At 59.9% G+C, this 13066-nt stretch carries 13 protein-coding genes; 10 read left to right on the top strand and 3 right to left on the bottom strand.

The window, feature by feature from the left end:
* Positions 1-28 precede the first annotated feature (28 nt).
* Positions 29-2080: a methionine--tRNA ligase gene (gene metG / locus AC0Z5Z_RS24815; RefSeq protein ID WP_310218117.1), complete on the bottom strand. Its 2052-nt coding sequence runs from the start codon at positions 2078-2080 to the stop codon at positions 29-31.
* Positions 2081-2399: 319 nt separating this feature from the next.
* On the opposite strand from metG, the gene apbC reads away from it, so the two are divergent.
* Positions 2400-3494 (top strand): iron-sulfur cluster carrier protein ApbC, encoded by a 1095-nt coding sequence (gene apbC, locus AC0Z5Z_RS24810; protein WP_024014150.1) that lies wholly within the window; start codon positions 2400-2402, stop codon positions 3492-3494.
* Positions 3495-3626: 132 nt separating this feature from the next.
* Here the strand turns inward: apbC and AC0Z5Z_RS24805 are convergent, their stop codons facing one another.
* Positions 3627-4385: an SDR family oxidoreductase gene (locus tag AC0Z5Z_RS24805; protein ID WP_460059028.1), complete on the bottom strand. Its 759-nt coding sequence runs from the start codon at positions 4383-4385 to the stop codon at positions 3627-3629.
* Between the two features lie 163 nt (positions 4386-4548).
* On the opposite strand from AC0Z5Z_RS24805, the gene AC0Z5Z_RS24800 reads away from it, so the two are divergent.
* The 4 genes from AC0Z5Z_RS24800 to groL all read left to right on the top strand — a co-directional run bounded on the left by AC0Z5Z_RS24800 (position 4549) and on the right by groL (position 8072).
* Complete coding sequence (locus AC0Z5Z_RS24800) at positions 4549-5274, top strand: HugZ family pyridoxamine 5'-phosphate oxidase (protein WP_095181796.1); 726 nt, start codon at positions 4549-4551, stop codon at positions 5272-5274.
* Positions 5275-5345: 71 nt separating this feature from the next.
* Positions 5346-5822, top strand: coding sequence for an FxsA family protein (locus tag AC0Z5Z_RS24795; protein WP_016773418.1), 477 nt, complete (start codon positions 5346-5348; stop codon positions 5820-5822).
* Between the two features lie 259 nt (positions 5823-6081).
* On the top strand, positions 6082-6375 hold the full coding sequence (locus tag AC0Z5Z_RS24790) for a co-chaperone GroES (protein ID WP_007916610.1): 294 nt from the start codon (positions 6082-6084) through the stop codon (positions 6373-6375).
* 50 nt (positions 6376-6425) lie between these two features.
* Positions 6426-8072, top strand: coding sequence for a chaperonin GroEL (groL, locus tag AC0Z5Z_RS24785; RefSeq protein WP_016773419.1), 1647 nt, complete (start codon positions 6426-6428; stop codon positions 8070-8072).
* A 190-nt stretch (positions 8073-8262) separates the two neighbouring features.
* Here the strand turns inward: groL and AC0Z5Z_RS24780 are convergent, their stop codons facing one another.
* Entirely contained in the window at positions 8263-9006 is a 744-nt protein-coding gene (locus AC0Z5Z_RS24780) for a phosphatase PAP2 family protein (RefSeq protein ID WP_252886732.1), read from the bottom strand.
* Between the two features lie 209 nt (positions 9007-9215).
* Here AC0Z5Z_RS24780 and colR point away from each other — a divergent pair, with 209 nt between their 5' ends.
* The 5 genes from colR (at position 9216) to AC0Z5Z_RS24755 (ending at position 12940) form a co-directional block, all read left to right on the top strand.
* Entirely contained in the window at positions 9216-9899 is a 684-nt protein-coding gene (gene colR, locus AC0Z5Z_RS24775; RefSeq protein WP_016773421.1) for a two-component system response regulator ColR, read from the top strand.
* On the top strand, positions 9889-11172 hold the full coding sequence (locus AC0Z5Z_RS24770; protein ID WP_041479854.1) for a sensor histidine kinase: 1284 nt from the start codon (positions 9889-9891) through the stop codon (positions 11170-11172). Before colR ends, AC0Z5Z_RS24770 begins: the two co-directional genes overlap by 11 nt.
* 149 nt (positions 11173-11321) lie before the next feature.
* Complete coding sequence (locus tag AC0Z5Z_RS24765; RefSeq protein ID WP_041480029.1) at positions 11322-11990, top strand: class I SAM-dependent methyltransferase; 669 nt, start codon at positions 11322-11324, stop codon at positions 11988-11990.
* A 3-nt stretch (positions 11991-11993) separates the two neighbouring features.
* Complete coding sequence (locus AC0Z5Z_RS24760) at positions 11994-12710, top strand: lipopolysaccharide kinase InaA family protein (RefSeq protein WP_485611779.1); 717 nt, start codon at positions 11994-11996, stop codon at positions 12708-12710.
* 2 nt (positions 12711-12712) lie between these two features.
* Positions 12713-12940: a hypothetical protein gene (locus tag AC0Z5Z_RS24755; RefSeq protein WP_041479852.1), complete on the top strand. Its 228-nt coding sequence runs from the start codon at positions 12713-12715 to the stop codon at positions 12938-12940.
* The last annotated feature ends 126 nt before the right edge of the window (positions 12941-13066 follow it).

Genomic DNA, 13066 nt, shown 5'->3' with positions numbered 1-13066 from the left:
GTCGGTGGGATCGTTTTGCGGCAACCTCTTACTTGATGCGCTGACCCGGCTTGGCGCCGCTGTCCGGGCTCAGCAGGTAGATCTCTTCGCCGCCGGGACCGGCTGCCATCACCATGCCTTCGGAAATACCGAACTTCATTTTCCGTGGCTTGAGGTTGGCAATCATCATGGTCAGGCGACCGTCGAGCTTGGACGGGTCCGGATACGCGCTCTTGATCCCGGAGAACACGTTGCGTTGTTCGTCACCGATGTCGAGGGTCAGGCGCAGCAGCTTGTCGGCGCCTTCGACGTGTTCGGCCTTGACGATCAAAGCAACGCGCAAATCGATGGCGGCAAAGGCGTCGAAATCGATTTCCGGCGACAGCGGATCCTTGGCCAGTTCGCCGTTGCCCGCAGGCTTGGCTTCGCCGGTGTCGGTCTGGCTGGCGGTCAGGTCTTCTTTCGATGCGTCGGTCATGGCTTGCACTTTTACCGGGTCGATGCGGGTCATCAACGGTTTGAATTCGTTGAGCTGGTGATTGGCCAGCAGGGTGGTGTGGTCATTCCAGGTCAGCGGCGCAACGTTGAGGAACGCCTCGGCATCTGCGGCCAGCAGCGGCAGTACCGGTTTGAGGAAGATCACCAACTGGCGGAACAGGTTGATGCCGGTGGCGCAGATCGCCTGGACTTCATCCTGCTTGCCTTCCTGCTTGTTCAGCGACCACGGCGCCTTGTCGGCGATCCACGCATTGGCACGGTCAGCCAGGGCCATGGTTTCACGCATGGCGCGGGCGAAGTCGCGGGCCTCGTAGGCGTCGGCAATGCTCGGCGCGGCGGCGAGGAAAGCCTCGGTCAGCTCCGGCGCGGCATTGTTGCCGACCAGCAGGCCGCCGTTGCCCTTGTGGATAAACCCGGCGCAACGGCTGGCGATGTTGACCACTTTGCCGACCAGGTCGGAGTTGACCTTCTGCACGAAGTCTTCGAGGTTCAGGTCGAGGTCGTCGACGCCACGGCCAAGCTTGGCCGCGTAGTAGTAGCGCAGGTATTCCGGCGACAGATGATCCAGATAAGTGCGGGCCTTGATGAAGGTGCCGCGCGACTTGGACATTTTCTGGCCGTTGACGGTCAGGTAGCCGTGCACGTTGATGCCGGTCGGCTTGCGGTAGCCGGCGCCTTCGAGCATGGCTGGCCAGAACAGCGCGTGGAAATTGACGATGTCCTTGCCGATGAAGTGATACAGCTCGGCGGTCGAGTCCTTGCCCCAGAACGCGTCGAAGTCCAGCTCCGGCGTACGGTTGCAGAGGTTCTTGAAGCTGGCCATGTAACCGATCGGCGCATCCAGCCAGACGTAGAAATACTTGCCCGGCTCGCCCGGGATCTCGAAGCCGAAGTACGGCGCATCGCGGGAAATGTCCCACTGCTGCAGGCCGGCATCCAGCCATTCGGCGATCTTGTTGGCCACGGCGTCCTGCAGGGTGCCGCTGCGGGTCCAGGCCTGAAGCATTTCCTGGAAATCCGGCAGCTTGAAGAAGAAGTGCTGGGAATCCTTGAGCACCGGGGTGGCGCCGGAGATGGCCGACTTCGGATCCTTCAGATCGGTCGGCGCGTAGGTCGCACCGCATTTTTCGCAGTTGTCACCGTACTGGTCTTCAGTGCCGCATTTCGGGCAGGTGCCCTTGATGAAGCGGTCGGCCAGGAACATTTTCTTTTCCGGGTCGAAATACTGGGTGATCGAGCGCTGGGCGATATGCCCGGCGTCACGCAGCTTGAGGTAGATCTGGCTCGACAGCTCACGGTTTTCTTCGGCGTGAGTGGAGTGGAAATTGTCGAAATCGACAAGGAAGTCGGCAAAGTCGGCGCTGTGTTCAGCCTGCACGTTGGCGATCAGTTGTTCCGGGGTGATGCCTTCCTTTTCCGCGCGCAGCATGATCGCCGAACCGTGGGCGTCGTCGGCGCAGACATAAATGCATTGGTTGCCGCGATGCTTCTGGAAGCGCACCCACATATCGGTCTGGATGTATTCCAGCATGTGGCCAAGGTGAATCGAACCATTGGCGTAGGGCAGGGCGCTGGTGACGAGGATCTTGCGTGGCTCGGACATGGGGCTTCGCTACTTGATGAAACGGAGGTCGGCCACTATAAAGCGCCGGCGCATATTTTTCACCCCTGCGCCACTGGGTACTTTGAGAGCTCTTGTGGCGAGGGGATTTATCCCCGCTGGGTGGCGAAGCCGCCCCAAAACCGCAAACTTCGATGCATCAGACAGTCCGAGTGCAATGGCTTTACGACTGCTGCGCAGCCGAACGGGGATAAATCCCCTCACCACAGTGGCTTTTCAGCGCAAGTAATCTGTTCGCCTCAAATCGGTGTCCAGCGTACGATAGCCGCCATTCTTTCCAGTCTTGTTATCGGAGTTGCCCATGAGCGCCGTCACTCGCGCAGCGGTGGAAGCCGTCCTCAGCCAATACACCGACCCTTACCTGAACCAGGACCCGGTCAGCGCCGGTTGCGTGAAAAACATCGAGATCATCGGTGACCGCGTCAATGTGCAGCTGGAAATCGGCTACGCCGCCGGACTGTTCAAGAGCGGTTGGGCGCAATTGCTGCAACTGGCCATCGAAAACCTCGACGGCGTGGTCATCGCCCGTGTCGAGGTCACCAGCGTGATCGCCGCGCACAAGGCCCAGGCGCAGATTCCCGGGCTGGCCAACGTCAAGAACGTCGTCGCCGTCGCTTCCGGCAAGGGCGGCGTGGGCAAATCCACCACCGCTGCCAATCTCGCGCTGGCGCTGGCCCGGGAAGGTGCCAAAGTCGGCATCCTCGACGCCGATATCTACGGCCCGAGCCAGGGCATCATGTTCGGCATTCCCGAGCGCACCCGTCCTGAGGTCAAGGATCAGAAGTGGTTTGTGCCGCTCAAGGCTCACGGCGTGGAAGTCATGTCGATGGCCTTCCTGACCGACGACAACACGCCGATGGTCTGGCGCGGGCCGATGGTTTCCGGGGCGCTGCTGCAACTGGTCACGCAAACCGCGTGGGGCGATCTGGATTATCTGGTCATCGACATGCCACCAGGCACCGGCGACATTCAACTGACTCTGGCGCAGAAAGTCCCGGTGGCGGGTGCGGTGATCGTCACCACGCCGCAGGATCTGGCACTGCTCGACGCACGCAAAGGCGTGGAAATGTTCCGCAAGGTCAACATTCCGGTGCTGGGCGTGGTGGAAAACATGGCCGTGCACATCTGCTCGAACTGCGGGCATGCCGAGCATCTGTTCGGTGAAGGTGGTGGCGAGAAACTGGCGACCCAGTACGGCGTCGAACTGCTGGCCTCGCTGCCGCTGTCGATGCTGATCCGCGAACAGGCCGATGGCGGCAAGCCAACCGTGATCGCCGAGCCGGACAGCCAGATCGCCATGGTCTATCAGGAACTGGCCCGCCACGTCGGCGCGCGCATTGTCTTGCAGGAAGCGGCCACGCCGGCGATGCCGAATATCACCATCAGCGACGATTGATCCATCGGCAGCGCTGAAAAACCTGTGGGAGCGAGCCTGCTCGCGAAAGCGGTGTGTCATCCAACTCATCAGTTGCCTGATACGACGCCTTCGCGAGCAGGCTCGCTCCCACATTGGCTTGTGTAATGGGACTTAGATACGCAACCCGCCATCCATCTCCAGAATCCGCCCGGTGTAGTAGTCGTTCTCGAAGATATACGCCGCCGAATGGGCGATCTCTTCGGGCTTGCCCATGCGCTTGAGCGGAATCCCCAACGTCATCTTCTCCAGCGCTTCCGGCTTCATGCCCAAAGTCATTTCGGTTTCGATGAAGCCCGGTGCGATGCCCGCGACGCGAATGCCGTAACGCGCCAGCTCCTTCGCCCAGGTCACGGTCGCCGCTGCGACGCCGGCCTTGGCTGCGGAGTAGTTGGTCTGCCCGACGTTGCCTGCGCGGGAGATCGACGAAATATTGATGATCGCGCCGCTGTTCTTCAGCTCGACCATCTTCGCTGCGACTTCACGGGTGCAGAGAAACACGCCGGTCAGGTTGACGTCGATCACCGCCTGCCACTGCGCCAGGCTCATCTTGGTCATCTCGCCGTCCTTGACCTTCAACAGCAGACCATCGCGCAGAATCCCGGCGTTGTTGATCAGGCCGTGGATGGCGCCGAAGTCTGCGGCCACTTGCGCGACCATGTGCTCGACCTGTTCTTCATTGGCGACGTTGCACAGGTAGCTGCGCGCTTCGACACCTTTGGCTTTGCAGGCGGCCACGGCGTCGTCGAGTTTTTCCTGATTCAGATCGACCAGGGCCAGCTTCGCGCCCTTGCCGGCGAAATACTCGGCCATGGAACGGCCCAAACCCTGGCAACCGCCGGTGATAATGATTACTTTGTCGTTGAGTTGCATTCGCATGTCCCGCTGGCAGGTCTGAGTTGTTTTTGTTGTCGGCAACGCTCGATCGGCACCGGTCAGGCCTGGTAGCACACGAACATTTGCCCGATGCGCGCCGGTTACTTTTCGCTGCGCGCCTGTCCGTTTTCTAGACGGAACCCATTTAAGGAGTCACAAATTGAGCGCTGAAGTGGCGAAGAATGCCCGAGAATTGCTTCTCAAGGAATACCGTGGAGTGCTGTCGACCCACTCCAAATCGATGCCGGGTTTTCCCTTTGGCTCGGTTGTGCCGTATTGCCTGGACGAGCAGGGCCGGCCGCTGATCCTGATCAGCCGCATCGCCCAGCACACGCATAACCTGCAGAAAGATCCGAAGTGTTCGATGCTGGTGGGCGAGCGCGAGGCCGACGATGTACAGGCGGTCGGGCGGCTGACTTATCTGGCCGAAGCGCAGAAGCTCGCAGAACCGGCAGCGATTGAGGCTGCCGCCGAACGCTACTACCGCTATTTCCCCGACTCGCAGAATTATCACCAGGCCCACGATTTCGATTTCTGGGTGCTCGATCCGGTGCGCCATCGCTACATCGGCGGGTTTGGCGCGATTCACTGGATCGACGATCTGACCCTGGCCAACCCGTTCGCCGGCAAGGCTGAAATCAGCATGGTCGAGCACATGAACAGCGACCATGCCAAAGCCATCGCCCATTACGTCGAGCTGGCCGGGCTGCCCAACAGCACGCCGGCGCAACTGGCCGGCATCGACAGCGAGGGCATGCACCTGCGCATCGGTCAGGCCGTCTACTGGTTGCCCTTCGCGGCGCCATGTAATACGCCGACACAAGTGCGCGAGGCCTTGGTTTCTCTGGCTCACGCCCAGTCCTGGCCGAAAAAAGCGCAAAGTTAAGCTTGAATTCACGCAAGGGCGACGTCATCTAGGGCTTACTGCAAGGCATTTCTTGCGTTGAGGAAACTTTGATGCGCCCTTTTCTGTTGCTCTTTCTGCTGTTTCCAGTGCTGGAGCTGTTCGTATTCGTCAAAGTGGCAGGCTCTATCGGGTTCTTCCCGGCCCTGCTGCTGATCATTCTCGGCTCGATGTTCGGTGTGTTCGTGCTGCGCGTCGCCGGTCTGGCCACCGCATTGCGTGCCCGGGAAAGCCTGAATCGCGGCGAGTTGCCCGCGCAGACCATGCTCGAAGGCCTGATGCTGGCACTGGCCGGTGGCCTGTTGATCATTCCCGGCTTCATCAGTGACGTCGTCGGTCTGGTGATGCTGTTGCCGGTCACCCGTCGTCTGCTGGCGAACAAGATGCGCCAGCGCGCCGAAGATCAGGCCATGCGTCAGCGCGCCTTCGCCGACGACCTGCAACCCCGTGGCGGCCCGGCCCCGCGCGAGCCGCTCGGTCGAGAGCCGAATGTGATCGAAGGCGAGTTCGAACACCGCGACAACAAGTGATATCAGCATCGACACGGCACCCTCGGGTGCCGTGCTCGTTTATGGCGCTTTTTTACTGGGTGGCGATGAAAAATTTTTTCCGCCAGCCCTTGTAATCGGCTTGTACGCCCCTATGTATCGGTCACCGAAAGGTTTCCGGTATTCAAACCGGACAGACTTGCGCGGTTCGCTCGACGGACCGCAACCGGCGCAGGCCGGATTCGTTAAACCCGCCGGGACTACACCGGCCGATGAAAACCACAATTAGGAGAGATCGACAATGAAGCTTCGTCCTCTGCATGACCGCGTCGTCATCCGTCGCAGCGAAGAAGAAAAGAAAACCGCTGGCGGTATCGTCCTGCCAGGTTCGGCTGCTGAAAAAGCCAACCACGGTGTGATTCTCGCTGTAGGCCCGGGCAAAGCTCTGGAAAACGGTGAAGTGCGTGCACTGTCCGTGAAGGAAGGCGACAAGGTTGTGTTCGGTCCTTACTCCGGCAGCAACACTGTGAAAGTCGATGGCGAAGACCTGCTGGTAATGAGCGAGAACGAAATTCTCGCGGTTATCGAAGGCTGATACTCCCGTTCATTTTCCCGTTACTACAAAGTATTTAAGGAATATCGATCATGGCTGCTAAAGAAGTTAAGTTCGGCGATGCCGCCCGCACCAAGATGCTCAAAGGCGTCAACGTTCTGGCTGACGCGGTAAAAGCGACCCTGGGCCCGAAAGGCCGTAACGTGGTTATCGAGAAGAGCTTCGGCGCTCCGACCATCACCAAGGACGGCGTTTCCGTCGCCAAAGAAATCGAACTGGATGACCGCTTCGAAAACATGGGCGCGCAGCTGGTCAAAGACGTTGCCTCCCGTGCCAACGATGACGCTGGTGACGGCACTACCACCGCTACCGTTCTGGCTCAGTCGATCGTCAACGAAGGCCTGAAAGCCGTCGCTGCCGGCATGAACCCGATGGACCTGAAGCGCGGCATCGACAAGGCGACCATCGCCATTGTCAAAGAGCTCAAAGCCCTGTCCAAGCCATGCGCTGACTTCAAAGCCATCGCTCAGGTCGGCACCATCTCGGCCAACTCCGACAACTCCATCGGCGACATCATTGCCGAAGCCATGGAAAAAGTCGGTAAAGAAGGCGTGATCACCGTTGAAGAAGGCTCGGGCCTGGAAAACGAACTGTCGGTTGTAGAAGGCATGCAGTTCGACCGTGGCTACCTGTCGCCATACTTCGTCAACAAGCCGGACACCATGGTTGCCGAGCTCGACGGCCCGCTGATCCTGCTGGTCGACAAGAAGATCTCGAACATCCGCGAAATGCTGCCAGTGCTGGAAGCCGTTGCCAAAGCCGGCCGTCCACTGCTGATCGTGGCCGAAGACGTTGAAGGCGAAGCCCTGGCGACTCTGGTTGTGAACAACATGCGTGGCATCGTCAAAGTCGCTGCCGTCAAGGCACCGGGCTTCGGCGACCGTCGCAAGGCCATGCTGCAGGACATCGCTGTTCTGACCGGCGGTACCGTTATCTCCGAAGAGATCGGTCTGAGCCTGGAAAGCACCACCCTGGAGCACCTGGGTAACGCCAAGCGCGTAACCCTGTCCAAGGAAAACACCATCATCGTTGACGGTGCTGGCGTGCAGGCAGACATCGAAGGCCGTATCGCCCAGATCCGTGCCCAGGTTGCCGAAACTTCCTCGGACTACGACCGTGAAAAACTGCAAGAGCGTCTGGCCAAGCTGTCCGGCGGCGTTGCAGTGATCAAGGTTGGCGCTGGTTCCGAAGTTGAAATGAAAGAGAAGAAAGCCCGCGTTGAAGACGCCCTGCACGCAACCCGCGCAGCCGTTGAAGAAGGCGTGGTACCTGGCGGTGGCGTGGCGCTGATCCGTGCTCTGGAAGCACTGACCGAGCTGACCGGCGACAACGCTGACCAGAACGTCGGTATCGCTGTGCTGCGTCGCGCTGTTGAAGCGCCGCTGCGTCAGATCGCTGCCAACTCCGGTGACGAGCCAAGCGTCGTCGTCAACGAAGTGAAGAACGGCAAAGGTAACTTCGGTTACAACGCTGCTTCCGGCGAATACGGCGACATGATCGAAATGGGTATCCTGGACCCAACCAAGGTAACCCGTTCGGCTCTGCAAGCTGCAGCTTCGATCGGCGGTCTGATCCTGACCACCGAAGCAGCGGTTGCCGACGCACCGAAGAAAGAAGGTGCAGCTGGCGGCGGTATGCCAGACATGGGCGGCATGGGTGGCATGGGCGGCATGATGTAAGCCAGCCCTGGCCCTGTAACGCGAAACCCCGCTGGCGAAAGTCAGCGGGGTTTTTTATTACCCCAATTTCGAAGCTCACTGGTATCCCCCTGTGGGAGCGAGCCTGCTCGCGAAAGCGGTCTGTCATCCGACATGCAAGCCAGTTGAGCCGACAATTCGCGAGCAGGCTCGCTCCCACAGGTGCTTTATTTCAGGCATTGATCGGCTGTGTGTTCATCGCCGTCGAAGTCTTGCCAGCCGGGCGATACAGCACCCAGTAATAAGCCCCCAGGCAAATCAGCCAGCAGAAAATCGCCGTCCACACGTTGTGCGAAAAGAAGTGCGCGCCTTGCATCATGCGACTGATCGAGAACACCGAACCCAGCGCAAAGGCGAACACAAACGCCTGCCGCGCCAGTCGTGGACGGCGGTCGCGCAGCACGAAGAACAGTGCAAACAGGGTGAACCCGGTCGCCGCATGGCCACCCGGCCAGCAACGTCCCGGCTTGTCCGTGGCGGGGCGATGTTCCATGAGTTTGCTGTAGGTCTCGTGACCGCCGAATTGCTCCAGGCTCCATGGGCACTGCACGGCGGTGACGGCTTTGACTGGAGTAACAAACGAAGTCGCCAGCCCCAGCGACAGCACCAGACAGCCCAATTCACGCTTGAACGGTTTCAGCCGTTCGATGAAAAACGCGCCGATGAAACCCAGAATGGCAAACACCGAGAAGCCGATCACCAGCTGTTTCGCCCGGTCATGCAGGATGTCTTCAAGAAAAAAGCTGTGCCGTCCGATGAAATCCCCGGCGACCGGGTCGTAGAACATTTGCGCCAGAACCATGTCCAGATCGGTCAGTTCGAGCAACAGCAGAATGATCGCCGCCGCTGCGGGAATGCCCAGACACAACCACCAGTTGAGCGGTCTTGCAGCGGGAAGGGCAGAGGTCGACACCATGGCAGGTTCCTTGGTCGATGAACGGAGGAGAGAGCGTAATCGCGCGGAGTCTGCGCGCGCTGGCGTCGGCGATTTGTTAACCGAAAGTGAAAAAAACGTCGCAGCGCGCGCAGTGCAGGTTTATCGAAAAACGCCCCTAGCCCTGAGCCACACTTGGCCGTAAGCTGCGCGGGCCAAGACGGCCGTTACCCCGTTCGGAGGAGATGTCCATGCGAATTCTGCTGGTCGAAGACAACCGCGACATCCTGGCCAATCTGGCCGATTACCTGGGCATGAAAGGCTATACCGTCGATTGCGCACAAGACGGCTTGTCCGGTCTGCATCTGGCGGCGACCGAGCATTACGATCTGATCGTGCTTGACATCATGCTGCCTGGCATCGACGGCTACACCTTGTGCAAACGCCTGCGCGAAGACGCCCGGCGTGACACGCCGGTGATCATGCTGACCGCCCGTGATCAACTCGACGACCGGCTGCAAGGCTTCAAGTCCGGCGCCGACGATTACCTGATCAAACCGTTTGCCCTGTCCGAGCTGGCCGCCCGCGTCGAAGCGGTGATGCGCCGTGCTCAGGGCGGCGGTCGCCGGGCGTTGCAGGTCGGTGACCTGAGCTACGACCTCGACACCCTGGAAGTGACCCGCGAAGGCAAGCTGCTCAAGCTCAACCCGGTCGGCCTCAAGCTGCTCGCGGTGTTGATGCAGAAGAGCCCGCACGTGCTGCGTCGGGAGATTCTTGAAGAAGCGCTGTGGGGCGATGACTGCCCGGACAGCGACAGCCTGCGCAGCCATGTCCACCAATTGCGCCAGGTGATCGACAAGCCATTCGCCAAGCCACTGCTGCACACCGTGCACGGTGTCGGTTATCGCTTGGCCGAGGGGCGAGATGGAGTTTAAGCAGAGTCTTTCCCAGCGGATCATCATCGCCTTTGCGCTGATGAGCGCACTGGTCGCCGGCGCTTTCGCCATGGGCATCGTTGCGACGGTGCACCTGGTGGAAGAGAAACTGATTTCCGCAGGGCTGGGCGGCGACCTGCAACGTTTGCTGCTGATGGACAATGTCTCCGACTGGAGCCATCGGCCCGAGCCGGATCAGTTGTTCTACTTCAGTGGCGGGCCGGGGGATTTTGACCTGCCCAAGGATCTGCGTCACCTCGATGCCGGTTTCCATGAGGTCTTTCGCGAGCAGCTGTCCTATCACGCCATGGTCGAAGTGGTGGATGGTCGGCGTTATGTCTTGCTGCAGGACCAGAGCGATTTCGAAGAGCGCGAGCGCGTGCTGTTTGCGGTGGTGCTGGTGGGCTTCGTGCTCAGTCTGGCGCTGGCGGTGTTTCTTGGCTGGGTGCTCGCGCGCAAGGTGATGGCGCCGGTGGTGCGCCTGGCGCGGCAGGTCCGTCATCGCGACCAGCTGCTCGGGCTGGCGCCGCCCTTGGCGCCGGACTACGCGGCGGATGAAGTCGGTGAACTGGCGGTGGCGTTCGATGCCACCTTGGGGCGCTTGCGTCAGGCACTGACCCGCGAACGTCTGTTCACCAGCGACGTCAGCCATGAATTGCGCACGCCGCTGATGGTCCTGGCCAGTTCCTGCGAACTGCTGCTGGAAAACCCCGGAATCGATCAGCGCGGTCGCGCCCAGGTCGAGCGCATTGCCCGGGCCAGCGAGGAGATGCGCGAACTGGTACAGACCTTCCTGATGCTGGCGCGCACGCAGAACGAAGAGGCCGCAGCGGCGCCCCAGCAGAACCTCACACAAGTGGCCGAGAGCCTGCTGTGCCTGTGGCGTGAGCCGATCGAGCGCAAGGGGCTGACACTGATATTCGAGCCGGGCACCCCAGCGGATACTCGCTACAACGCGACCTTGCTGAACGCGGTGATGGGTAACCTTCTGCGTAACGCACTGCATTACACCGAACAGGGTTTCATTCGCCTGACGCTCACCGCCAACGGTTTCGTCGTTGAGGATTCGGGCGTGGGCATTCCCGAGGAAAAACGCGAGGCGATGTTCGAGCCATTTGTGCGCGGCAGCGAGAAGCGTGGCGAAGGGCTGGGCCTGGGTTTGTCGCTGGTGCAGCGTATCTGCGAAAACCAGGGCTGGACGGTCAGCTTGAGCACGATGGACCCCAATGGCTGCCGATTCGAGGTAGATCTTGGCGTGAATGCCAGCAAATAGTGGCTCGAGGCTACTCCCGTACACCTGTCTGAATCCTGTATAACGTTGTAATAATTTACGGATTTACCTGACAGATTTTTCACAATTGGATGACCTGACGCTGACACGCCGCTGTTTAAGGTGGCGTCATCAGAACAGGAGTCCAGATGATGGCCGGCCCGATCAAGCTCGATTTTTCCGAAAAGTACGACGACCAACACGCACAACGATATCTGCGCAAGCACCAGCAAAGCCTTGGTCGCCGCCTGTCGCACCTGCGCGATGAGCAAGTCGGTCGCAAGGCCTTGGCGCTGGCGGGAGATCCCGGGCTGGTGCTGGATCTGCCCTGCGGTGCCGGGCGTTTCTGGCCAATGCTCGCGGAGAAACCCAACCGGGTGATCATCGGCGCGGACAATTCCGAGTCGATGATCAAGACCGCGATGCAGGGACAACCGGCCGAGGTGGTCAAGCGTGTACAACCGCTGCACACCTCGGCATTCGATATCGCTCTGCCGGATAACTCGGTCGACAGCATCTTTTGCATGCGTCTGTTGCACCACATCGGCGAGGCCGAGCACCGCCGGGTGATCCTGCGCGAGTTCGAGCGGGTGACCCGCGACAGCGTGATTGTTTCGTTGTGGGTCGACGGCAATTTCAAGGCCTGGAAGCGCAAGCGTGCCGAGCGGGATCGGCCAAGTCATGATTACCAGAATCGGTTTCTGATTCCGGCGGCGACGATCGAGAAAGAATTTGAACAGGCGGGTTTCCGCATTCAGGAACAACTGGACTTCATACCGCTCTATGCGATGTGGCGAGTTTACGTATTACGCAAGAGGTAGAGGATGGCAGTGCAAGCAGCGGTTGAAGCGGATGTCGCTCCCCAGGATCGTTTCGATTATTACTGGAACCAACGCGGCGAATGGGTTGAAGAGCCCAATGTGCGCCGTGGTGGCGAAAGCGGGGTGCAGCGCATCGTCGACCGTGACGGTCAACTCTTGTACGCCAAGCGCCAGACCGGGCACATCTATCGCAGTTGGTTGCATCCCTTCGGTCGCCCGACCGTATTGCGCGAACTCGACGCCCTGACTGGCGTTAGCAAACTCGGCGTGCGCGTACCGCAGATCGTCTTTTGCGGCGCTCAGCCTGATCCGCAGCACAAATGGCGCGCGCTGCTCGTCACCAAATCCCTCGATGGCTTCCAGGAACTGGAACACTGGTTGGCCGCTGCCGGTGGTCGCGATCAGTGTGGCGAGGTGGTTTACGAGAAAGTCCTCAAGGACCTCGCCGAGAACCTGGCGCGCATGCACAAAGGTCGCTGGCAGCACAGCTGCATTTACATCAAGCACGTTTTCGTTCGGGTCACCGGCGAAGGCGAAGCGGCAAAGGTTGAAGTGGCGTTGATCGATCTGGAGAAGTGCCGCCAGCGTCTGACCCCCTATCGCGCCGCGCAGCATGACATGAAGCAACTGCGTCGCCATTCGTCGTTCCGCGATGCCGACTGGAAGAAACTCGTCTACTTTTATGAGACGGCGTTTGGCAGCGCTATCAAAGGTTTATAGCGATGAAACTCGAAATTGCACGAGGTTTGTTCCTGATCGGGGCCTTGGCAGTTGCTTCACTGGCGGTGGCTGCCTGGGAGCAGCCGCGCATGCAGGTCATAGGGGCGTCCGGGAACGACGCTCATTGTTCGGTTCCACGGGTGGCCAAGGCTTCTGTGGCGACCCAGCCTGATCATGATCTGCTGTTGTTCATGTTCGGACTGTCCCAAGGGATGAGGCCAGCCAGTTGACACGATTCAAGCCCAAATAAAAGGCCTCGCAATTGCGAGGCCTTTTATTTGGAATACGGATTTTGTAGGAGCTGCCGAAGGCTGCGATCTTTTGATCTTGCTTGATCGTTCCCACGCTCTGCGTGG

Source organism: Pseudomonas sp. 1L-E-NC-VB-C3, from assembly GCF_057291535.1.
Note: the sequence above shows the minus strand (reverse complement) of the source record. Positions and strands in the feature narration are given on the sequence as shown.

Coding starts and splice junctions, on each gene's coding strand:
- metG (WP_310218117.1), bottom strand. CDS start 2,080: ATGTCCGAGCCACGCAAGATCCTCGTCACCAGCGCCCTGCCCTACGCC.
- AC0Z5Z_RS24760 (WP_485611779.1), top strand. CDS start 11,994: ATGGCAGTGCAAGCAGCGGTTGAAGCGGATGTCGCTCCCCAGGATCGT.
- colR (WP_016773421.1), top strand. CDS start 9,216: ATGCGAATTCTGCTGGTCGAAGACAACCGCGACATCCTGGCCAATCTG.
- apbC (WP_024014150.1), top strand. CDS start 2,400: ATGAGCGCCGTCACTCGCGCAGCGGTGGAAGCCGTCCTCAGCCAATAC.
- groL (WP_016773419.1), top strand. CDS start 6,426: ATGGCTGCTAAAGAAGTTAAGTTCGGCGATGCCGCCCGCACCAAGATG.
- AC0Z5Z_RS24765 (WP_041480029.1), top strand. CDS start 11,322: ATGGCCGGCCCGATCAAGCTCGATTTTTCCGAAAAGTACGACGACCAA.
- AC0Z5Z_RS24795 (WP_016773418.1), top strand. CDS start 5,346: ATGCGCCCTTTTCTGTTGCTCTTTCTGCTGTTTCCAGTGCTGGAGCTG.
- AC0Z5Z_RS24805 (WP_460059028.1), bottom strand. CDS start 4,385: ATGCAACTCAACGACAAAGTAATCATTATCACCGGCGGTTGCCAGGGT.
- AC0Z5Z_RS24755 (WP_041479852.1), top strand. CDS start 12,713: ATGAAACTCGAAATTGCACGAGGTTTGTTCCTGATCGGGGCCTTGGCA.
- AC0Z5Z_RS24780 (WP_252886732.1), bottom strand. CDS start 9,006: ATGGTGTCGACCTCTGCCCTTCCCGCTGCAAGACCGCTCAACTGGTGG.
- AC0Z5Z_RS24790 (WP_007916610.1), top strand. CDS start 6,082: ATGAAGCTTCGTCCTCTGCATGACCGCGTCGTCATCCGTCGCAGCGAA.
- AC0Z5Z_RS24770 (WP_041479854.1), top strand. CDS start 9,889: ATGGAGTTTAAGCAGAGTCTTTCCCAGCGGATCATCATCGCCTTTGCG.